Source organism: Mycobacterium sp. (assembly GCF_035653355.1).
Lineage (GTDB): Bacteria > Actinomycetota > Actinomycetes > Mycobacteriales > Mycobacteriaceae > Mycobacterium.
This window is the reverse complement of the sequence record NZ_DASRBZ010000443.1, coordinates 1-19,599: the sequence shown is the minus strand read 5'-3', so window position 1 is coordinate 19,599 and position 19,599 is coordinate 1. Positions and strand designations below refer to the sequence as shown.

The following is a 19,599-nucleotide window of genomic DNA, read 5'->3' as shown; positions in this document are numbered from 1 at the left end:
TGTGGGCAGGCATATTAAGGTCGATGAAGTCGATGACTTCGCCGTTGAGCCGGCGACGCAGGTAACCGACAACCTGATTGGTGACGGTCACCGGCACCAAGCCGAGCGTGACCGGTCCGAAGGTCATGCGCTCACCCTGGCCAGTGACCGCGATGTCGGTGACTTCCCGCGCGAACGTCGCGTACCCCGGGTCTTCTGCGTGGACGAACGCGATGCCGCCGTCGATGTCGAGTGAATCAACGACATAACTGTCGCCCTGGTGCAGGTATACCGCTCCCGGATGCACCGATGCCGGGGCCTGGCTGGCACCGGCGGTACCCAGCAGCCGCCCGGTGTCCGCCTCGACGATGACGACCTGGCCGTCGGTAGGCCCGCGGATGTCGACCGCAGCGTGCGGATCGAGCCCCGGTGCGGGGAAGTACTTGCCGTAGCGGTGCCGCAGCATTCCGTCCTCGACCAGCTTGTCGGCCACCGCCTCGGCGCCCAAAGCGCGGACTTCGCTTTCGTCCAGGGGCAACTCTATTGCTGCGCAAAGCAATTGCGAGCTGAGAATGTAGGGGTTGGCCGGATCGATCACCACCCGCTCGATCGGCTTGTCCAGCAGGGCCGACGGGTGGTGCACCAGGTAGGTGTCCAGCGGATCGTCGCGGGCGACCAGCACGATCAGGGCGCCCTGCCCGCGCCGTCCGGACCGTCCGGCCTGCTGCCAGAAGGAGGCGACCGTGCCGGGGAAGCCGGCGAGCACCACCGCGTCCAGGCCCGCGATATCGATGCCCAACTCCAGCGCATTGGTCGTGGCCATGCCGCGTAGCCGGCCCTCGGCCAGCGCCTGTTCCAGGGCGCTACGGTCCTCGGCGAGATAACCCGCCCGATAAGACGCCACCTTCTCGGCCAACTCCGGTGCGATGTCGGCCAGCCGCGACCGGGTGGCCAGCGCGGTCAATTCCGCCCCGCGGCGCGACCGCACAAACGTCAGCGTCCGGGCCCCTTCGGCGACCAGATCAGCCATCAGCCGCGCCGCCTCAGCACCGGCCGAGCGGCGCACCGGGGCGCCGTTCTCACCGATCAAATCGAGGCGCAACGCAGGCTCCCACAAGGCCACGGTGCGAGCTCCCTGTGGGGAACCGTCGGCGGTGATCTCCTCGACCGGTTGACCGACGAGGTCGGCCGCCGTCGCGCCCGGCGAAGCCGTCGTCGCGCTGGCGAAGATGAAGGTCGGCTTCCCACCAGAATCAGCAGAGTAGCGGGCGCACAACCGTAGCAGGCGGCGCAGCACCATCGCCACGTTGGAGCCGAAAATGCCGCGGTAGTAATGGCATTCGTCAACCACCACGAAGCGGAGCCCGCGCAGGAACACCGCCCAGCGGGCATGGTTGCGCAATATCGACAAATGAACCATGTCGGGATTGGAAAACAGCCACCGCGAGCGCTCCCGCGCGAAACGGCGCACCTCCGCGGGACTGTCGCCGTCGTAGGCGGTGGGCGCGACATCACCCAATCCTGGGATCGCGCCGGTCAAGGCATGCGCAGCGCGCAACTGGTCGTGGCCGAGCGCTTTCGTCGGCGACAGGTACAACACCCGGGCTCGTGGGTCGCTCAGCAGCGTGCTGAGGATGGGCAGTTGATACGCCAGCGATTTGCCCGAGGCGGTGCCCGTGCTGACCACCACATGACGGCCGGCGTGCGCGAGTTCCGCGGCGCGATACTGGTGCGTCCACGGCAGGCTGATGCCGCGATCGTCGAACGCGCGAATCACCTCCGGCTGCGCCCAGGCCGGCCAACTGTGCGGCTGGCCGCTCTGCGGCGGTAGCTCGGCGACATGGCGAAGCGGGTGCTCGCCCGGCTCGACACCGGCGATTACGGCGGCAAGCAGTTCGCTGCCGAACGTCACGTGTTTCTCCTCGGACTCGTCTCAACAGCATTGTTCACCCCTTGGTTGGGCGAATTGATCAACAGAAGCTGTCGCTGGAGCGACGAACATGGTTGACTGTTGGCGGTCGCAGCTTCTGTGTAGGTGTCAAACATTCGCAGGATCGACGTTGCGGCCGCGGTTCCTGCGAGGGTGTAGGTCGGGTGAAGTTCCGAGCGACTCCGAGAGGTATGGCGGTCACAGCAGGCCCGGGCACCGAAAAACGGTGCACCGCACCCAAGAAGAGAAGGAAAGATCAAGAAATGCCACAGGGAACTGTGAAGTGGTTCAACGCGGAGAAGGGATTCGGCTTCATCGCCCCCGAGGACGGTTCGGCCGACGTGTTCGTCCACTACACGGAAATCCAGGGAACGGGCTTCCGGACGCTTGAGGAGAATCAGCGAGTCGAATTCGAGGTCGGCCAAAGCCCCAAGGGGCCGCAAGCCACCGGCGTCCGCTCCATCTAAGAGAAGTTCTCGCAGACCCCCGGCCAAGTCCGATTACCGGACGTAGCCGGGGGTTTCTCGCTGCCCGCGCGGAGTCGGGCCCTTCCCTGGCCCGGGATTGTCCGGCGACGCATCGCGCTGCTGCGGCGAAGGCGCACCGGGCTGGATTTGATGGTCCGGCTCCTCCTCCTCCCGCCGCGCCGCGGCGCTCGTCGTCCGCCCGGTGATGGCCCGGCTCCTTCTCGCGCCGTGTCCCGGCGCTCGTCGTCACCGGGCGCGGCTTACTGTCGGTGACGTGAGCCAGCTCTCCTTCTTCTCGGCGGAGTCGGTGCCGCCCGCGGTCGCCGACCTCACCGGGGTGCTGGCGGCTCCGGGCCAGATCGTGGTCGTGGGTTCTGGTGCCCGGCTGTCGGTCGTGGTCGACCAGCTCTGGCGTGCGGTGGCGCTGGCCGAGATGATCGACGAAGCCGGCCTGGTGGCGGAAATCACCCGCACCGAGGAGGACACGCCGCTGGTGCGGACGGCAGTCGACCCGCGGTTGCGGGTCATCGCGGCTGACTGGACCCGAGGGGCAGTCAAGACCGTGCCGCCGTCGTGGTTGCCCGGGCCCCGGGAGCTGCGCGCATGGACTCTGTCGGCGGGCAGCCCGGAGGCCGACCGCTATCTGCTGGGACTGGATCCGCACGCGCCCGACACCCATTCGCCACTAGCGTCGGCGCTGATGCGGGTCGGTATCGCGCCAACGCTGATCGGCACCCGCGGCAGCCGGCCGGCGTTGCGAATCAGTGGCCGCCGGCGGCTATCGCGCCTGGTAGAAAACGTCGGGGAACCGCCTAACGACCCCCAGGCGTTGTCGCAGTGGCCTCGCATTTAGCCCGGCGACGTGGCGGGCCGCCCAGCGGCCTGAGCAGGAGCCGGGCAAAAGGGGTATACGGGTAAGCCAAAGCGCCAGCGCCGGGGGGTCGGTTTGCGTCGGCTGGCCGCGGGTGTCACATTGTCAGTTGTCCTAAGGGTTGAGGGACAGGTTCCCACGGCGGCCGACTGCTCGATCCCGCAGGACCAGGAACAGAGATGGAGCGTAAGCACAGTTGGCTAACGGGGGCCGCAGCAACGGCAGAAATGGAAGCGCGCGGCGACTCGTCATCGTCGAGTCGCCCACCAAAGCGCGCAAACTAGCCGGCTACCTAGGCTCCGACTACATCGTCGAGTCCTCCCGGGGTCACATTCGCGACCTGCCGCGAAACGCCGCGGACGTGCCCGCCAAATACAAGTCCGAGCCATGGGCGCGGCTCGGTGTGGACGTCGACCACAACTTCGAACCGCTCTACATCATCAGCCCGGACAAGAAGAGCACGGTCAACGAGCTCAAAGCCCGGCTCAAAGACGCCGACGAACTGTTTCTGGCCACCGACGGCGACCGCGAGGGCGAAGCCATCGCGTGGCATCTCCTGGAAACCCTGAAGCCGCGGGTACCAGTCAAACGGATGGTGTTCCACGAGATCACGGAGCCGGCTATCCGCGCGGCAGCCGAGCATCCGCGTGACCTGGACACCGATCTGGTCGACGCCCAGGAAACCCGCCGCATCCTGGACCGGTTGTACGGCTACGAGGTCAGCCCGGTGCTGTGGAAGAAGGTGGCGCCGAAGCTGTCGGCGGGCCGGGTGCAGTCGGTGGCGACCCGCATCATCGTGCAGCGCGAACGCGAGCGGATGGCGTTCCGCAGCGCGGAGTACTGGGACGTCGTCGCCGAGCTGGACGCCAGCGTGTCCGACCCCAACGCGACCCCGCCCACCTTCACCGCCCGGCTGAGCAGCGTCGATGGCCTGCGCGTCGCCACCGGACGCGATTTCGACTCGCTGGGCGCACTGCGCGGAGACCGCGAGGTCTCCAAACAAATCATCGTGCTCGACCAGGCCAGCGCCGGCGCGATCGCCGAAGGCCTTCGCGGCGCACAGCTGACCGTGGCGTCAGCGGAGGAAAAGCCCTACACCCGCAAGCCGTATCCGCCGTTCATGACCTCGACGCTTCAGCAGGAGGCGGGCCGCAAGCTGCGGTTCTCCGCGGAACGGACGATGAGCGTCGCGCAGCGGCTCTACGAGAACGGCTACATCACTTATATGCGTACCGACTCCACCACGCTCTCGGAGTCGGCAATCAACGCCGCCCGTACCCAGGCGCGTCAGCTCTATGGCGAGGAGTACGTCTCCCCGTCGCCCCGCCAGTACACCCGCAAGGTCAAAAACGCACAGGAGGCGCACGAGGCGATCCGGCCCGCCGGTGAGACGTTCGCCACACCAGATGCTGTGCGCCGCGAGCTCAACGGTGACGACTTTCGGCTGTACGAGCTGATCTGGCAGCGCACGGTGGCGTCCCAGATGGCCGACGCGCGCGGCACAACGCTGAGCCTGCGAATCGCCGGTGAGTCAGGTGCTCGGCAGGTCGTGTTCTCGGCGAGCGGGCGCACCATCACCTTCCCCGGCTTCTTGAAGGCCTACGTGGAAACGGTCGACGAACTGGCCGGCGGTGAGGCCGACGACGCCGAGCGGCGACTGCCGCACCTGAGCGAAGGGCAGCGGCTCGACGCCACCGAGGTGACCCCGGATCAGCACGCCACCAACCCGCCGCCCCGCTACACCGAGGCGTCGCTGGTGCGAGCGCTCGAAGAGTTGGGCATCGGGCGCCCCTCGACGTATTCGTCGATCATCAAGACCATCCAGGACCGCGGCTACGTGCACAAGAAAGGCAGCGCGCTGGTCCCGTCGTGGGTGGCGTTCGCCGTCACCGGCCTGCTGGAACAGCATTTCAGCCGGCTCGTCGACTACGACTTCACCGCGGCGATGGAAGACGAACTCGACGAAATCGCCGCAGGCCACGAGCAGCGCACCACCTGGCTTTCCAACTTCTACTTCGGCGGCGACCACGGTGTGCCGGAATCGGTCGCGCGTTCCGGAGGCCTGAAGAAGCTCGTCGGCGTCAACCTCGAAGGCATCGACGCGCGGGAAGTCAACTCCATCAAGCTGTTCGACGATGCGCAAGGCCGTCCGGTCTACGTGCGGGTGGGCAAGAACGGGGCCTACCTGGAGCGCATGGTGGCCGGTGAGGACGGCGAGCCCACCCCGCAGCGGGCCAACCTCAACGGCACGCTGACCCCCGACGAGCTGACGCTGGAGAAGGCCGAGGAGCTGTTCGCGACCCCGCAAGAGGGCCGGGTGCTCGGTGTAGATCCGGAGTCCGGTCACGAAATCGTCGCGAAGGACGGCCGGTACGGGCCGTATGTCACCGAGATCCTGCCCGAGGAGCCCGACGACGCTCCGGCCAAAAAGGGCAAGAAACCTACCGGCCCGAAACCGCGTACCGCTTCGCTGCTGCGCAGCATGGATTTACAGACCGTCAGCCTCGATGACGCGCTGAAACTGCTGTCGCTGCCGCGTGTTGTCGGCGTCGACCCCCAGACGGGCGAGGAGATCACCGCACAGAACGGCCGCTACGGTCCATACCTCAGGCGCGGCAACGACTCTCGCTCGTTGGCGACGGAAGATCAGATCTTCACCATCACGCTCGACGAAGCGCTGAAGATCTACGCCGAGCCGAAACGCCGTGGCCGCCAAAGCGCTTCGGCGCCACCGTTGCGTGAACTGGGAACCGACCCGGCGTCGGGTCGGCAGATGGTGGTCAAGGACGGTCGGTTCGGGCCGTATGTGACCGACGGGGAGACCAACGCCAGCTTGCGCAAGGGCGACGACGTGTTGTCGCTCACCGACGAGCGCGCTGCCGAACTGCTCGCCGACCGGCGGGCCCGCGGGCCGGTCAAGCGGACAGCCAAGCGGACCACCCGCAAGGCCCCCGCGAAGAAAGCGGCCAAACGATAGCTCGCACCTGTGCGGGTGTTGATGCGTCTTTGCCCTGCTGCGACGATGTAGCCGTGCCGTTTCAAGTCAGCGCGAAGGACCATGGCAACGCGGTGTGCGTGCATGTCACTGGTGACCTCGACCAGACCACCGCGCCTGAGCTGTCGGCGGCGGTTGCCGAGCTGCTGGCCACCCGCCGGCCAGAGCTGATGGTGCTCGACGTGACGGAGATCGGCCTGCTCACCACGGCCGGTGTCGACGTACTCGCGGCAATTCACGATGGCGCCACCGATGCGGTCGAGGTGCGCATCGTCGCCCGCGGAGCGGCGCTGCGTTCGCTGCGCACCGGTGGCCTGAGCTACGACATTGCGGTCTACCCCACCGTGGCGGCGGCGCTGGCCTCCACCTCCGGTAGCGAGGACGTCGGGCAGTTGCGTGAAGAGATCGCGCAGTTGCGCGAACAACTCGTCCAGCGCGAGGAGCAGCTGGAGAGCCTGCGGGTGATCGAAGAGGCCAAGGGCATGCTCATGCAGGACTTCGACCTCAGCGCAGAGCAAGCGTTCGAGGTCCTGAAAAAGCTGTCCCAGGAAACCAATGTCAAGCTGCGTGAGCTGGCCGGCCATATCGTGATCGGACTGGCCGGCATCGTCTCCGAGGCAACCGCAGACGCCAGCTACGCCGCCATCACGGCGCTGCGCGACCAGCTGCGCCAGCGCTTCGATGCGGACGAACAGCCCCGTGCCACGCCACCGCCTAGCCAACAGCAGTGGCCGGCCTGACCGGAAGCGGCTGCGGCGCCGGCTACCGGCTGGGCAGCGACCCCTCCTCGGCGGAAACCTCTTCGGGCGCAGCCAGATTCAGCGGCCGGGCTAGCTGAGTCGGCGCGGTGCGCCCGCGCAACTCGACAACTTCGCCGACATCCCAGCACAAGGCTTCGGCGTCCAGCGCACCGCTGACGGCGATCGCCGACGCCAGCACGTGACCCTCCTCGAGCTTCGCCAGCTCGGTGAGCCGGGCTGCCTCGTTGACCGGGTCGCCAATCACGGTGTATTCGAAGCGGGCCTGCGCGCCGATGTGGCCGGCGATGGCCCGACCGGCTGACACCCCGATGCCGAATTCCAACTCACCCAGCACCGGCAGAAGCGCGTCGTGCAGTTCGCGGGCCGCAGCCAGCGCGCCACCCGACGCGTCGGGGTGCTCGATAGGCGCGCCGAAGATCGCCAGCGCGGCATCACCCTGAAACTTGTTGACGAAACCGCCGTGGCGGCCGACGGTGTCCACCACCACCCGGAAGAACTCGTTGAGTAGGTTGACGACCTCGCTGGGCGGGCGGGTCGCGGCAAGATGAGTCGAGCCGACCATGTCGACGAACAGCACGGCGACGTCGCGTTCCTGGCCGCCCAACTCGGTGCCGCGCTCCAAAGCGCGGCGGGCGACGTCTTCGCCGACGTAGCGGCCGAACAGGTCGCGCAGCCGTTGCCGCTCGGCCAGGTCGCGCACCATGTCGTTGAACCCTGCCTGCAGCAGGCCCAGCTCGCTGGCGTCGTAGATCTGCATGTGCGCGTTGTAGTTCCCGCGCTGCACCTCGCCGAGCGCCCAGCGCAGCTGGCGAAGCGGGTCGGCGATCGACATGGCGACCAGCAGCGTGCTTACCAGGCCGATGAATAAGGCGAGCAGCGCCATCAGCAGGATCGGGTTGAGCAGCTTTTCTGGTGGGCCGTGCAGAAACGCAGCCTTGTCGGCCACCACCGCCAGCACGATTGCCAGCAGCGGCACCCCGGTCGACAGCGCCCAGGTCAGCAATTGCCGCAAGATGACGCCGGGTGCGCGCACGTTCTCCGGTACGCCGCCACGCAACGCGGCAACTGCCACCGGCCGCAGCACCCGCTCGGACTGCAGGTAGCCGATGATGGCGGTGGCGGCGGCGCCGAGGGCGACGGCGACGCCCGCCACCGGTGCGAGGTGGCTCGTCTTTCGCCAGCTGGCGACGATGAACACCACACCGCCCACCGACCAATAGCACAGGCTGATCAGCACGCGGTAGAAAGGCATCCGCAGCGCGCGGCTGCGAGCCAGCTCCGTGGCGGCCGGGTCGGTGTCCTCGAGCAGACCGTCGCGGCGCTGCCAGCGGAAGACGGGCAGCAACAGCCGCACGCTGACCGAAAATCCGCTGGCGACAAGGACCACCAGTGTGATCGCGAAGAGCGCCAAGTTGGCCCGGGGCAGATCTTGTAGCTCGATGCGGTCCTCGGGGGGCAGGCCGTAGCGCAGGAAGCCGAGGACGAGCAGCGCCCCGATGATGTCGGCCTGGAAGATGCTCAGCGAGAACACCGGCCACGGCGTGCGCACCAGCCAGCGGAGGAACGCGCTGATCCGCCCGCGCTGTGCCAATGCGGTGCTCACGGACCAACCGTATCCGGCGGCGGGGACTTAGCGGCAACCAAAAAGCACGTTGCACCGCGGGTTGTGTCGGCGGTGAGCAGTACTGTTGCCGGTGATGCCCGGGGTTTTTGCGCGGTTGGTGGGCCAGCAGGCCGTGGAAGCCGAGCTGGTGGCGGCCGCGCAGGCGGCGCGCGGTGATTCGGCTCACAAGGCGGCCATGTCGCATGCCTGGCTCATCACCGGCCCGCCCGGCTCGGGGCGCTCGGTGGCGGCGCTGTGCTTCGCGGCGGCGCTGCAGTGCACCTCCGACGGTGTTCCCGGCTGCGGAGAGTGCCGGGCATGCACGACGACGATGGCCGGCACCCACGCCGATGTGCGGCGCGTGATCCCCGAAGGCCTGTCGATCGGCGTGGACGAGATGCGGGGCATCGTGCAGATCGCCTCGCGGCGTCCCAGCACCGGGCGCTGGCAGATCGTGCTGATCGAAGACGCCGACCGGCTGACCGAGGGGGCGGCCAACGCGCTGCTCAAGGTGGTCGAGGAACCGCCGCCGTCGACGGTGTTTCTGCTGTGCGCGCCGTCGGTGGACCCCGAGGACATCGCGATCACGCTGCGGTCGCGCTGCCGTCATGTCGCGCTGGTGACCCCGTCGGCCGAGGCGATCGCCCAGGTGCTGGTGGACGGCGACGGGCTCGACGCCGACACCGCGACGTGGGCCGCGTCGGTTAGCGGCGGCCACGTGGGGCGCGCGCGTCGGCTGGCCACGGACCCGGAGGCGCGCCAGCGGCGGCAGCGGGCGTTGGAGCTGGCCCGCGACGCGGCGACCCCGTCGCGGGCTTACGCCGCCGTCGAGGAGCTGGTGGCCGCCGCCGAGGCCGAGGCCTACGAGCTGACCGCTGGGCGCGCCGAGGCAGAGACCGAGGAGCTGCGCACGGCGCTGGGCGCCGGGGGCACCGGCAAGGGCACCGCGGCCACCTTGCGAGGCGCGACGGGCGCGATCAGAGACCTTGAGCGACGCCAGAAATCACGCCAAACCCGGGCGTCGCGAGATGCGCTGGACCGGGCGCTGATCGACCTGGCGACCTACTTCCGAGACGCGCTGATGCTGGCCGCTGGGGCGGACACCGTGCGCGCCAACCATCCCGACATGGCCGACCGGGCCGCCGCGATGGCTGCGCACGCTTCGCCGGAGCGGCTGCTGCGTTGCATCGAGGCGGTGCTCGAGTGCCGCGAAGCGTTGGCAGCCAACGTCAAACCGAAGTTCGCCGTCGACGCCATGGTCGCCGCGATCGGGCAACAGTTGGGCCGACCCGCAGCCCTGCCGTAGACTCGTGCCGCCCGGCAGGGCACGCCACCTTAGCTCAGTCGGCAGAGCGGCTCACTCGTAATGAGCAGGTCAGGAGTTCGATTCTCCTAGGTGGCTCCGGATAGTTGCCTATCGCGGCACCACATAACCCACCGGGCCGGCAGCGATGCATACGGCCAGCGCAGCGGTGTCGGCCCGCGCGGTGATCGCCTGACCCGCGCCGGGCAACCGAACGTAGACCCGGTTCAGGCCTGGATGCACGGGAACCTTGACGTCCGGGCCCTCCGACAGCGACAGCGTCAGCGAACCGTCGCTATTGGCCAGGTAGTTGATCTCGGTGGTCCACTCAGCGGGCAGCAGCGGCCCGTCGAGAGCCAGGCGCGTCGGCCGGTCCGGCTGCGCGAAGTAGCCGCACTGCGGCGTCGGCCCCGGCACGATCGTCCGCACCCACGCCACCCGGGCGTCAACCAGCCGCCCGGAACGATCAAGCATACGTAATCGCGTTGTTGCCGAGGCGAATTCGGGCCTATCGCGCAGTAACGCGAACATGTGGCTCGCCAAGTTCTCCGGCCAGGCCACCCGCTGCAACACCAACGGATCGACTTCTTGGTCGAGCAGCGGCGCGGAAGAGGCCGCGCGCGCAGCGGCCAAACCGGCCCGCGCATGCTGCAGATACGGCTGAGCGGGGTTGTCGCGCCAGGAGCGCAGGAACGTTGCCGTGGAATACAGGCTGCTGGCCACGAACGCGGCCGCCAAACCCGTCGCCGCCACCGTGCGCACAGCCGAGGCGTTTAGCCACCGCCTCCATCGTCCGTCGGACGGTCGATTCGGTGCACAGAACCCGACGGCGGCAAGCAACGCCAGCACGACAACCAGGTCGGGGAAATACCGCAACGTCTGCGCCAGCTCCAGGGCGGTGAACCGCGACGAGCGCATCAGATAGATCGGCACCTGGCACGCCACCGCATAACCGGCCGCGGTCAGCCACACCAGCCCGATGCGTTGCTTGCGCAGCAGCGACACCACCAGCGCACCGACCAGCACCAGCCACCCGAGCACCCGGACCGCCAGCGGCGGCGTGGCCCACGGCGACGCCGGTGCCCAGCGGTCCCACGCCCACGGGCCGCCGGCCAACCCCGGCACGATGCCGTGCGTGATCGAGCGACGCAGCAGATCACCAGTCATCGACAGGTCGGTGCTCCACCGCTTCTGGTCGACCACGACCAGGTACATCACCACCCAGGCTGCGGTCAGCGCCAGCGATGCCGTCCACAACCGAAACCCGCTGCGCCACACCGTCACCGGTGCGGCGCGATCGCCCTGCACATAGCACAGGAGCGCGGCGACCGCGAACGCGACGAACGGGATCACCGCGGCTTTCTCGAAGAACAGCAGGCCACTGAAATACACCAGCACACCGCTGACCGCGTAGCGCTGATTTCCGCTGCGTACCAGCAGGATTGCATCGGCGCACACCCAGGCCACGGCGGCCAGCATCGGCAACGAGTTCAGCGCTGCGGCCCACCACGCGAAACCGGGAACACCAAGCGGGGTGAAAAGCGCGAACGTCAGCGGGATCAGCAGTACCGGCCGCCACCCGAGGATCACATGCAGCGCACGCAGCAACGCCAGCGAGGCCAGCAGCTGCAGCACCACCAGGCTGATCGCCGGCCCGATCCAGTTCAGCGGCGCCAGCCGGGTGATGGCTCCGGCAACCAAGTAAGCGGCCGGCATGACGTGGCCGTCGTGGTCGTCGAACAGATACGACGGCGACAGCAGATGATGGGTGCCGGCCCGGCCAATGAGAATCAGGTCGTCCCAGTAGAAGTAGCCGCCGAATGCCAGCACCCCGCGGATCGCCAGCTGAATGGCGATCAGCGCGGCGGCGGCCAGCGCGACCCGGGGAGCCCGTCGGTATGGTGGGCCGGTGCGTGCACTGGTCACCGGGGCAGCCGGATTCATCGGCTCGACGCTAGTCGACTGTCTGATAGCCGACGGCCACACTGTGGTCGGGCTGGACAATTTCGCCACTGGCCGGGCGACCAACATCGAACACCTGGCGGGCAATCCCGAGTTCGCCTTCGTCGAGGCCGACATCGTCACCGCGGACTTGCACGCCATCTTTGCCGAGCATCGCCCCGAGGTGGTGTTCCACCTGGCTGCGCAGATCGACGTGCGGCATTCGGTGGCCAACCCGGAGTTCGACGCGTCGGTCAACGTCGTCGGCACCATCCGGCTGGCCGAAGCGGCGCGGCGCACCGGCGTGCGCAAGATCGTGAACACCTCCTCAGGCGGATCCATCTACGGCACTCCGCCGACCTACCCGACCAGCGAAGAGGTGCCGACGGACCCGGCGTCGCCGTATGCCGCGGGCAAGGTGGCCGCTGAGATCTACCTCAATACGTTTCGGCATCTCTACGGCCTGGAGTGCTCGCATATCGCACCGGCCAATGTGTATGGGCCGCGCCAGGATCCGCACGGCGAGGCCGGGGTGGTGGCGATCTTCGCCGAGGCGCTGCTGTGCGGCAAGCCCACCAAGGTCTTCGGCGACGGCGGCAACACCCGCGACTATGTTTACGTCGACGACGTGGTGGACGCATTCGTCAAAGCGGCCGGACCGGTGGGCGGCGGTATGCGTTTCAACATCGGCACCGGCGTGGAGACCTCTGACTGCCAATTGCATTCGGCAGTCGCGGCAGCGGTCGGCGGGCCCGACGAGCCGGAGTTCCACCCCCCGCGGCTAGGCGACCTACGGCGCTCGTGCCTCGATATCAGCCGGGCACAACGGGTTCTGGACTGGTCGCCGCAAGTCGAATTGGAGGAAGGGGTGCGCCGCACCGTCGACTACTTCCGGAAGCTGCACGCCGTCTAGCGCTCGTCAGGCAGCCGGGCGCCCTCTATCGCGATCGCGCGGGCCAGCCGCGCGTAGCGTAATTCCAGGTCTTTGAAGCGCAGGTAGGTGCTCAGCGTGGTGAAACTGAACGCCATGATCAGCGCATACAGCATCAAATCCGTGCCGCGGGCCACCCCGACCCAGTGCGCCACTACTGTGGTGTCGTTGGGCCGCAGCACGGCATAGACAGCCGCGAACACGAATACGACATAGCCGACTTTGACCCAGGCCCGCGACTGTGCACTGCGCCGGGAATGCAGCAGATAAACCAGCAGCGCCATGATCGAGAAAATCAGCAGCAGCTGAATCCAGTTCATCGCGGCATCCTCCCTCGCAGGAACCCGTCGAAGATGATGTTGACGCCGTTGAGCAGCGGCTGGCCCTTGGATTTCGAGTAGTCGGTGTAGAGCACCTCAACGGGTTCTTCAGCGACGCGCCAACCATTTTCGGCGATCAGCATGATGAACTCGGTGGCGTGGCTCATTCCGCTCATCGTGATATCGAGCTTGTCGGCGACCTTCTTGTTGAACACCCGTAGCCCGTTATTGGTGTCGGTCAAGCCAAGTCGGCGTCCGCGCGGGCTCAGCCACGCCGCGGTGCGCAGCACGATGCGTTTCAGCAGCGGCGGCCGGTTGCCACCGGGCCGGCCGAAGCGGGTGCCGATGACGATGTCGACGTCGCCGGCATTGAGCCGGTCGACCATCGTGACCACGTCCTTGACGCGGTGCTGACCGTCGCCGTCGAACGTGACGAAGACCTGTGCGCCGGGCTGGCGGCGGGCGTACTCGACGCCGGTCTGGATGGCAGCGCCCTGCCCGAGGTTGACCGGGTGGCGCACCAGATGCGCTCCGGCGCGCAGCGCGATCTCGCCGGTGCCGTCGCTGCTGCCGTCGTCGACGCAGACGACGTTGTCGAAGACCGAGCGGACATCGGCGATCACCTCGCCGATGACGGGGGCTTCGTTGAAGGCTGGAACGACGATCCAGACGTCGGGGTAACCCATTTCGAATCCACAAGCTACACGCAGATCAACCGCGCGGACGGGCAAGTGCCGCCAGGTGTACGGCGATGCCCACCAGCGGACCGCACAGCAGCGCGATCACCGTGCGGGTTTGCAACGGCAACGGCAACAGCAGCAACAACGTCGACGCCACGGTCGCAGCTACCCAGCCCAGCGCGTACGCGCGGTGCAACGCCGCGGCCACGGTCGCGGCTCCGGTGAGCGTCAGCATGGCGATCGCCACCGCCGCAGCCGTCAACCACGCCAGCAGCGCGCTGCCCGCGTGGTACCCGGGCCCGAACCCCACACGGAGCAGCCAGGGCCCCACCAGGCCCGCGGCTGCGACGCCGGTGCCGCCAATGCCGCCCACCACTGCCGCCGGCGCCATCAAAGCCCGAACCCGGTCGGTGCGCTCGTCGACGAAATGCGCAATCAAGTTCCCCTGCATCGCGGTCAGCGGCACCAGCAGCGGCGCGCGGGTCAACGTGACCGCCAAGATCACCACACCGCCTTCGGCGCCCAGCTGAGCAGACGTCGCCTTCAGCAGCACCGGAAAGCCCATCACCAGAATCGCGCTCGCACCGGCGGCGGTGATCGAATGGGCAACCCCGCGCAGGAACGTGGCGGTGCCCCCCGGCGTCAGCAGCCGCGCCGCGGCCCGCGTGGTCGGCGAGGCGATCAGCATGATCAGCCACGCCACCGCGCCCGCGACCGTGGCCCACAAGAAGCCGACCAGCCCCCAGCCGATCACGAACGCGGCGAGCGCGACCGCGACCCGGATCGCCGCGTCGGTGACCATCAGCGCCCCGTACTGGGTCCAATGGTTGGCGCCGGCCAGCATTCCCAGGAGTGTGGCGTGTACGCAAAAGCCGGCCAGCCCCACACTGAGCAGCCCCACTGAGAGCCAGCGCGCGTCGACGAAGACCTGGCCACTCCACAGCGGCGAGCTGACCGCGATCACCACGGCCGCGGCCACCCCGACCAAGCCGGCCATCCGCAGCGGATGAGTACGACCGCCGGACACGATGTCGGTGTAGCCCGCCGAACGGACCTCACGGGTGGTTTCCTGCAAAAGCCCGTTCGCGGCACCGGTGACCAAGCCAAACGCACCCCAGAACACCGCGAACACTGAAAAGCCGGCGGGTGCCAAATCGCGGGCGGCCAGGTAGATCACCGCATAGCCGCACAGCGCGCTCAGCGCGGTCGCCGTGCCGACCCGCGCCACGCTGCTGCGTGTGATCGGCCCGGACGCTCCTCCGAAAGCAGGGGAAGCCGAAGCACCGCCGACCTCGGTCACAGCGACGACAGCCGTCGAGCAGGAAGCTCCGGTATCGCCACAGTTTGAAAATACTAAGAGCCGGTCTGGGTCTGGAAAGCTTCCGTTAACCCTGACCTGGCAGAGTGGTCGCGGAGGGGAGTATTCCTGCGCCGCGGTGTCGTCAGTACGTCGACCGCCATCGGACGACCGGACCGCGGGCCGCTATGACGGTGGAAGAGACCTCTGGGTTCTTACGACCGGAGGCCCCGTTGCACGCACCGTTGCACGATCTCGAATGGATCGTCGTCTTAGGCGTGGCGATCGCAGTCCTGTTATTCGACGTTGTGGTCATCGCTCGGCGACCCCACGAACCAACGATGCGAGAGTGCGCGATCGCGTTGTCGACCTATATCGGACTGGCCGTGTTGTTCGGCATCTGGGTCTGGCACTTCCACGGCCACCAGTTCGCGCTCGAGTTTTTCGCCGGATGGCTCACCGAATACACCCTGTCGATCGACAATCTGTTCCTCTTCATCGTCATCATGGCGAGCTTCAATGTTCCCAGGCTGTACCAGCAACAGGCGCTGTTGGTCGGCATCGTGATCGCGCTGGTGTTGCGCGGAATCTTCATCGCGCTTGGCGCAGTGGCCATCCAGAAGTTTTCGTGGGTCTTCTACCTCTTCGGCGTGTTTCTGGTCTACATCGCCGTCAAACTGGCCCGTGACCAAGACCGTGACTCTGACGCGGCGAACGTAGTGCTCCGGTTCGCTCGCAAACACTTGAACACCACCGACACCTGGGACGGCCTCAAGCTCTACGTCAAAGAAGGGTCCGACCGGCTGCACAAACGAACAATGACCCCCATGTTTCTGGTCATCCTCGCGCTCGGCGCCACCGACCTGGTGTTCGCCCTGGATTCCATCCCCGCGATCTACGGACTTACCCGCGAGCCGTACCTGGTGCTCGCGGCCAACGTGTTCGCATTGATGGGCCTGCGGCAGTTGTACTTCCTGCTCGGCGCCCTGTTGAACCGGCTCGTCTACTTATCCCGCGGCCTCGCCGTCATCCTGCTCTTCATCGGGGCGAAGCTGGTGCTGCATGCATTGGCGGAGAATGAAGTGCCGTTCATCAACGGCGGTCAACCCGTGGCGGTGCCCGAGATTCCGACGTTGGTCAGCCTGGGGGTAATCGTCGCCACACTGGCCATCACGGCGATCGCGAGCCTGCGGGCCACCCGTGTTCTCGACCCCGATTAGTTGGGTATCCGGCCGCTATGGCTTTCGCCGACTACCAGAACGAGCTGTATCAGCAAGGGCAGGCGGGCCGGCAGCCGCCATATCCCATCCTCTTCTCCGATCTCGAGACCAAAGCCTGCGCGGCGATGCCGCCCAAAGTGTGGGGCTACGTCGCCGGCGGTGCCGGCGACGAGCACACGCAGCGGGCCAACTGCGAAGCCTTCCGGCGCTGGGGCTTGTTTCCACGCATGGGGATCGCGCCGACGGAACGCGACATGTCTGTCGAGTTGTTCGGGGTGACGTTGCCGTCTCCGGTGTTCATGGCACCGATCGGGGTGATCGGGGTGTGCGCGCAGGACGGCCACGGGGACTTGGCGGCAGCACGCGCGGCAGCCCGGACAGGTGTGCCGTTCTTCGTCGGAACACTGTCGGCGGACCCGATGGAAGACATCGCGCCGGCGCTCGGCGATACGCCGGGCTTCTTTCAGCTGTATACGCCGCCCGACCGCGAGATGGCGGCCAGCCTGGTGCACCGTGTGGAGGCGGCCGGATTCAAGGGCATTGCGGTCACGCTCGACACCTGGGTCACGGGGTGGCGGCCACGTGACCTCAGCGCCGGCAACTACCCGCAGGTGCCCAGCGGGTGCCTCGCCAACTACACCAGCGACCCGGTGTTCCGCGCGGGCCTGCAACCGGGCGAAGACCCCACGGACGCGGCGGTGCGCAAGTTGCCCATCTTCGGTGGACCGGTCACCTGGGACGACGTGGCATGGCTGCGCTCGCAGACCAGCCTGCCGCTGATGGTCAAGGGCATCTGCCATCCCGACGACGTGCGCCGCGCCAAAGATGTTGGCGTCGACGGGATTTACTGCTCGAACCACGGCGGCCGGCAAGCCAACGGCGGACTGGCTGCGTTGGAGTGCCTGCCCGGAGTGCTCGACGCCGCCGACGGGCTGCCCGTGCTGTTCGATTCCGGCATCCGCAGCGGCGCCGACATCATCAAGGCGCTGGCGTTGGGTGCGACGGCTGTGGGGATTGGCCGCCCCTATGCCTACGGGCTGGCGCTCGGCGGTGTCGACGGCATCGTGCATGTGCTGCGCTCACTGCTGGCCGAAGCCGAGTTGATCATGGCCGTCGACGGTTATCCCTCGCGTAAGGATCTGACGCCCGAGGCGTTACGGCAGGTCGGATAACGCCCGAGTTAGGCCTCGATTGCCCCCGCGATGCGCTGTTCGATGCTGGCGCGCGCCGGGGCGGGCAGCACCACAAGGCCTTCGAGTTCCTTGCTTGCCCGGGCATAAGCGTTCTGCCGTTCCTGTGGGCTTGCGGCCTCGTCTTGCGCCAGGTGCAACAGGTGCTGGGCGCGTGCCATCCGTTGTTGTTCGTCGGCGGAGAAGTCGCTGCGGCGCCGCCGAATCGCCTCGGCCTCGGCTATCTCGAACGCGGCGACGTACTCGTGCACGGCATCGCGGTAATCCAGCTGCGCATTGCGGTCGTCGAGAAGGTCCTCGGGGCGCTCCGGGCGCAGCAGATCGGCGTGTCGCTTGGCTTTGTGGAACGCGATCGTCAGCGGGTTGCGCATGTCGGTCATCATCGGAAAGTCGAGCAGCTTGGCGATATCGACCTCGTAGTCGAACCACCGGGCGTTGGTCCGGTCGTGTTCCTCGATAAGTTTCGTGAGCTCACGCCGGTAACCGTCCTTGGTGTTTCGGGCCCGCCCCGACGCTTCGGCCATTGCGATCTTTGCCTGCTGCTTCAACCGATACCGCTCGAGCCGTCGTTCGGCCCGGCGCTCGTTGGCGGCGGCGATCGCCCGCAAGCCGCCGCCGATCGCGCCGCCGAACGGGAAGACCAGCCACCAGAAATTCGCGGCGAAATGCCAAATCGGGTTCACAAATGCCAGGATGCCACCGGCGCGCGCCGGCGGCTGACACGCGAGCAGCGCTTAGTGCCCGCTGCTTTGGTAACGCTCGATCGAGCGCTGCACCTCGGCTTCGGCCTCGGCACGGCCGACCCAGTCGGCGGTCTTGACGAACTTGCCCGGCTCCAGGGCTTTGTATTGCGAGAAGAAGTGCTTGATGACGTCCAATTCGAACGCGGGGACGTCGTCGATGTCCTTGATGTGATCCCATCTGACGTCGCCGGCCGGAACACAGAGCACCTTGTCGTCGCCGCCGGCTTCGTCGGTCATCTTGAACATCCCCACCGGCCGCGAACTGACCAGGACGCCGGGATACACCGGCTCGGGCAGCAGCACCATCGCGTCGAGCGGGTCGCCGTCCTCACCCAGCGTGTGGTCGATGAAGCCGTAGTCGGTCGGGTAAACCATCGAGGTGTAGAGGTAACGGTCCAGATAGATCCGCCCTGAGTCATGGTCGATCTGGTACTTGTTGCGCTGGCCCTTGGGGATTTCGATGATCACGTCGAATTGCACCGTGTCGGCTCCTTCGTAGAGGGTGGCTGATCGTCGCTGACGTCGCGGGTCTTGGATCAGATCAACCCTAATGGAGCGATACCGAGCGTCGAACAGCCGCCAACGCGGCATCGGCCTCTGATCGGTTCGGCACAATTGGGGCAAGACAGTCAGGAGAGTCATGCGTCCCACTCGGTGGCGGCGGTCGACCCACGCGATTATCGGGGTGGCCGTGCTGGCGGTCGTTGCTGCTGTGGTGGCGGCAGCGACCTGGTTCACTGCGGGCGGGCACGACACCAAGGACCCGCAGCTCCCGCCGGAGCCGCATACCCCCGCAGTAGCCCCCGGAGTGGTGCCGGTACCGGCGAGTGCCCCGATGCCGACGGAAGCCGGGCTGGCCGCAACGCTGGCCCTGCAAGTGGCGGACCCGAATCTGGGCAAGCTGGGCGGTCGGATTACCGACGCGATGACCGCCAAAGAACTCTGGCGCCAGCTTGACGACGTGCCGCTGCACCCGGCGTCGACCAACAAAGTGCTGACTGCGGCAGCGGCGCTGCTGACGCTGGACCACGAAGCCACGGTCACCACCCGAGTCGTCGAGGGCCAGCAGCCCGGCGTCGTCGTGCTGGTCGGCGGCGGTGACCCGACGTTGTCGGCGGTGCCACCCGGCGGGGAAACGTGGTACCACGACGCGGCGCGCATCAGCGACCTGGCCGACCAGGTTCGCCGCAGTGGGGTGGCGCCGACCGCCGTCAAGGTGGATATCTCGTCGTTTACCGGTCCGGAGACGGCGCCAGGTTGGGACCCGGGCGACATCGACGGCGGCGACGTCGCACCGATCGAGTCGGTGATGCTCGACGCCGGGCGGGTGCAGCCGGCCACCGATGAATCCACCCGCTCGCACACCCC

The 19,599-nt window shown here is 67.4% G+C and carries 17 protein-coding genes and 1 tRNA gene; 10 read left to right on the top strand and 8 right to left on the bottom strand.

The features are described from left to right. Positions 1-1,891, bottom strand: a 1,891-nt coding sequence (locus VFA16_RS15340; RefSeq protein ID WP_324968645.1) for a DEAD/DEAH box helicase, incomplete at its 3' end; no start/stop codon positions are given. 281 nt (positions 1,892-2,172) lie between these two features. Here VFA16_RS15340 and cspA point away from each other — a divergent pair. The 4 genes from cspA to VFA16_RS15320 all read left to right on the top strand — a co-directional run bounded on the left by cspA (position 2,173) and on the right by VFA16_RS15320 (position 6,982). Further along, positions 2,173-2,376: a cold shock protein CspA gene (gene cspA / locus VFA16_RS15335; protein WP_083088599.1), complete on the top strand. Its 204-nt coding sequence runs from the start codon at positions 2,173-2,175 to the stop codon at positions 2,374-2,376. A 274-nt stretch (positions 2,377-2,650) separates the two neighbouring features. Beyond that, complete coding sequence (locus VFA16_RS15330; RefSeq protein WP_324968644.1) at positions 2,651-3,229, top strand: hypothetical protein; 579 nt, start codon at positions 2,651-2,653, stop codon at positions 3,227-3,229. Positions 3,230-3,443: 214 nt separating this feature from the next. After that, entirely contained in the window at positions 3,444-6,224 is a 2,781-nt protein-coding gene (gene topA, locus VFA16_RS15325) for a type I DNA topoisomerase (RefSeq protein ID WP_324968642.1), read from the top strand. Positions 6,225-6,277: 53 nt separating this feature from the next. Beyond that, the gene (locus VFA16_RS15320; RefSeq protein ID WP_324968641.1) at positions 6,278-6,982 is read left to right on the top strand and encodes an ANTAR domain-containing protein; all 705 of its coding nucleotides are present in this window, start codon (positions 6,278-6,280) and stop codon (positions 6,980-6,982) included. Positions 6,983-7,004: 22 nt separating this feature from the next. Here VFA16_RS15320 and VFA16_RS15315 read toward each other — a convergent pair whose 3' ends face one another. Beyond that, positions 7,005-8,606, bottom strand: coding sequence for an adenylate/guanylate cyclase domain-containing protein (locus tag VFA16_RS15315; protein WP_324968640.1), 1,602 nt, complete (start codon positions 8,604-8,606; stop codon positions 7,005-7,007). A 94-nt stretch (positions 8,607-8,700) separates the two neighbouring features. On the opposite strand from VFA16_RS15315, the gene VFA16_RS15310 reads away from it, so the two are divergent. Both VFA16_RS15310 and VFA16_RS15305 read left to right on the top strand, forming a co-directional pair. Next, positions 8,701-9,912 (top strand): DNA polymerase III subunit delta', encoded by a 1,212-nt coding sequence (locus VFA16_RS15310; protein ID WP_324968639.1) that lies wholly within the window; start codon positions 8,701-8,703, stop codon positions 9,910-9,912. A 23-nt stretch (positions 9,913-9,935) separates the two neighbouring features. Beyond that, positions 9,936-10,008: transfer RNA gene (locus tag VFA16_RS15305), tRNA-Thr, on the top strand. 12 nt (positions 10,009-10,020) lie between these two features. Here VFA16_RS15305 and VFA16_RS15300 read toward each other — a convergent pair. Continuing rightward, positions 10,021-11,853 carry a hypothetical protein gene (locus VFA16_RS15300; RefSeq protein WP_324968638.1) on the bottom strand — a complete coding sequence of 611 codons (1,833 nt, stop codon included), beginning with the start codon at positions 11,851-11,853 and terminating at the stop codon, positions 10,021-10,023. On the opposite strand from VFA16_RS15300, the gene VFA16_RS15295 reads away from it, so the two are divergent. Further along, positions 11,819-12,763, top strand: a complete 945-nt coding sequence (locus tag VFA16_RS15295) for a GDP-mannose 4,6-dehydratase (protein ID WP_324968637.1) — start codon at positions 11,819-11,821, stop codon at positions 12,761-12,763. The genes VFA16_RS15300 and VFA16_RS15295 overlap by 35 nt on opposite strands. On the opposite strand, the gene VFA16_RS15290 is transcribed toward VFA16_RS15295, so the two are convergent. Genes VFA16_RS15290 through VFA16_RS15280 form a run of 3 tightly spaced genes read right to left on the bottom strand, consistent with a single transcriptional unit; the run spans position 12,760 to position 15,081 of the window. Beyond that, complete coding sequence (locus tag VFA16_RS15290; protein WP_324968636.1) at positions 12,760-13,101, bottom strand: DUF2304 domain-containing protein; 342 nt, start codon at positions 13,099-13,101, stop codon at positions 12,760-12,762. The two genes, VFA16_RS15295 and VFA16_RS15290, sit on opposite strands and share 4 nt — an antisense overlap. Continuing rightward, positions 13,098-13,787, bottom strand: coding sequence for a glycosyltransferase family 2 protein (locus VFA16_RS15285; RefSeq protein WP_324968635.1), 690 nt, complete (start codon positions 13,785-13,787; stop codon positions 13,098-13,100). The genes VFA16_RS15290 and VFA16_RS15285 overlap by 4 nt, the downstream gene beginning before the upstream one ends. Positions 13,788-13,812: 25 nt before the next feature. Next, positions 13,813-15,081: a hypothetical protein gene (locus VFA16_RS15280; protein ID WP_324968634.1), complete on the bottom strand. Its 1,269-nt coding sequence runs from the start codon at positions 15,079-15,081 to the stop codon at positions 13,813-13,815. Positions 15,082-15,266: 185 nt separating this feature from the next. On the opposite strand from VFA16_RS15280, the gene VFA16_RS15275 reads away from it, so the two are divergent. Together VFA16_RS15275 and VFA16_RS15270 are read left to right on the top strand one after the other, a co-directional pair. Continuing rightward, the gene (locus VFA16_RS15275; RefSeq protein ID WP_324968633.1) at positions 15,267-16,298 is read left to right on the top strand and encodes a TerC family protein; all 1,032 of its coding nucleotides are present in this window, start codon (positions 15,267-15,269) and stop codon (positions 16,296-16,298) included. Positions 16,299-16,315: 17 nt separating this feature from the next. Continuing rightward, positions 16,316-17,470 carry an alpha-hydroxy-acid oxidizing protein gene (locus VFA16_RS15270; RefSeq protein ID WP_324968632.1) on the top strand — a complete coding sequence of 385 codons (1,155 nt, stop codon included), beginning with the start codon at positions 16,316-16,318 and terminating at the stop codon, positions 17,468-17,470. A gap of 8 nt (positions 17,471-17,478) precedes the next feature. Here the strand turns inward: VFA16_RS15270 and VFA16_RS15265 are convergent, their stop codons facing one another. Next, complete coding sequence (locus VFA16_RS15265) at positions 17,479-18,171, bottom strand: hypothetical protein (RefSeq protein WP_324968631.1); 693 nt, start codon at positions 18,169-18,171, stop codon at positions 17,479-17,481. Positions 18,172-18,222: 51 nt separating this feature from the next. After that, on the bottom strand, positions 18,223-18,711 hold the full coding sequence (locus VFA16_RS15260) for an inorganic diphosphatase (protein ID WP_324968630.1): 489 nt from the start codon (positions 18,709-18,711) through the stop codon (positions 18,223-18,225). A gap of 160 nt (positions 18,712-18,871) precedes the next feature. On the opposite strand from VFA16_RS15260, the gene dacB reads away from it, so the two are divergent. Then, the coding region (gene dacB / locus VFA16_RS15255; protein ID WP_324968629.1) for a D-alanyl-D-alanine carboxypeptidase/D-alanyl-D-alanine endopeptidase at positions 18,872-19,599 on the top strand (728 nt) is incomplete at its 3' end.

Excerpts from the sequence above, each read along its gene's own strand:
- VFA16_RS15275 (WP_324968633.1), top strand. The coding sequence starts at position 15,267 with ATGACGGTGGAAGAGACCTCTGGGTTCTTACGACCGGAGGCCCCGTTG.
- VFA16_RS15285 (WP_324968635.1), bottom strand. The coding sequence starts at position 13,787 with ATGGGTTACCCCGACGTCTGGATCGTCGTTCCAGCCTTCAACGAAGCC.
- VFA16_RS15310 (WP_324968639.1), top strand. The coding sequence starts at position 8,701 with ATGCCCGGGGTTTTTGCGCGGTTGGTGGGCCAGCAGGCCGTGGAAGCC.
- VFA16_RS15270 (WP_324968632.1), top strand. The coding sequence starts at position 16,316 with ATGGCTTTCGCCGACTACCAGAACGAGCTGTATCAGCAAGGGCAGGCG.
- cspA (WP_083088599.1), top strand. The coding sequence starts at position 2,173 with ATGCCACAGGGAACTGTGAAGTGGTTCAACGCGGAGAAGGGATTCGGC.
- VFA16_RS15300 (WP_324968638.1), bottom strand. The coding sequence starts at position 11,853 with ATGAATCCGGCTGCCCCGGTGACCAGTGCACGCACCGGCCCACCATAC.
- VFA16_RS15290 (WP_324968636.1), bottom strand. The coding sequence starts at position 13,101 with ATGAACTGGATTCAGCTGCTGCTGATTTTCTCGATCATGGCGCTGCTG.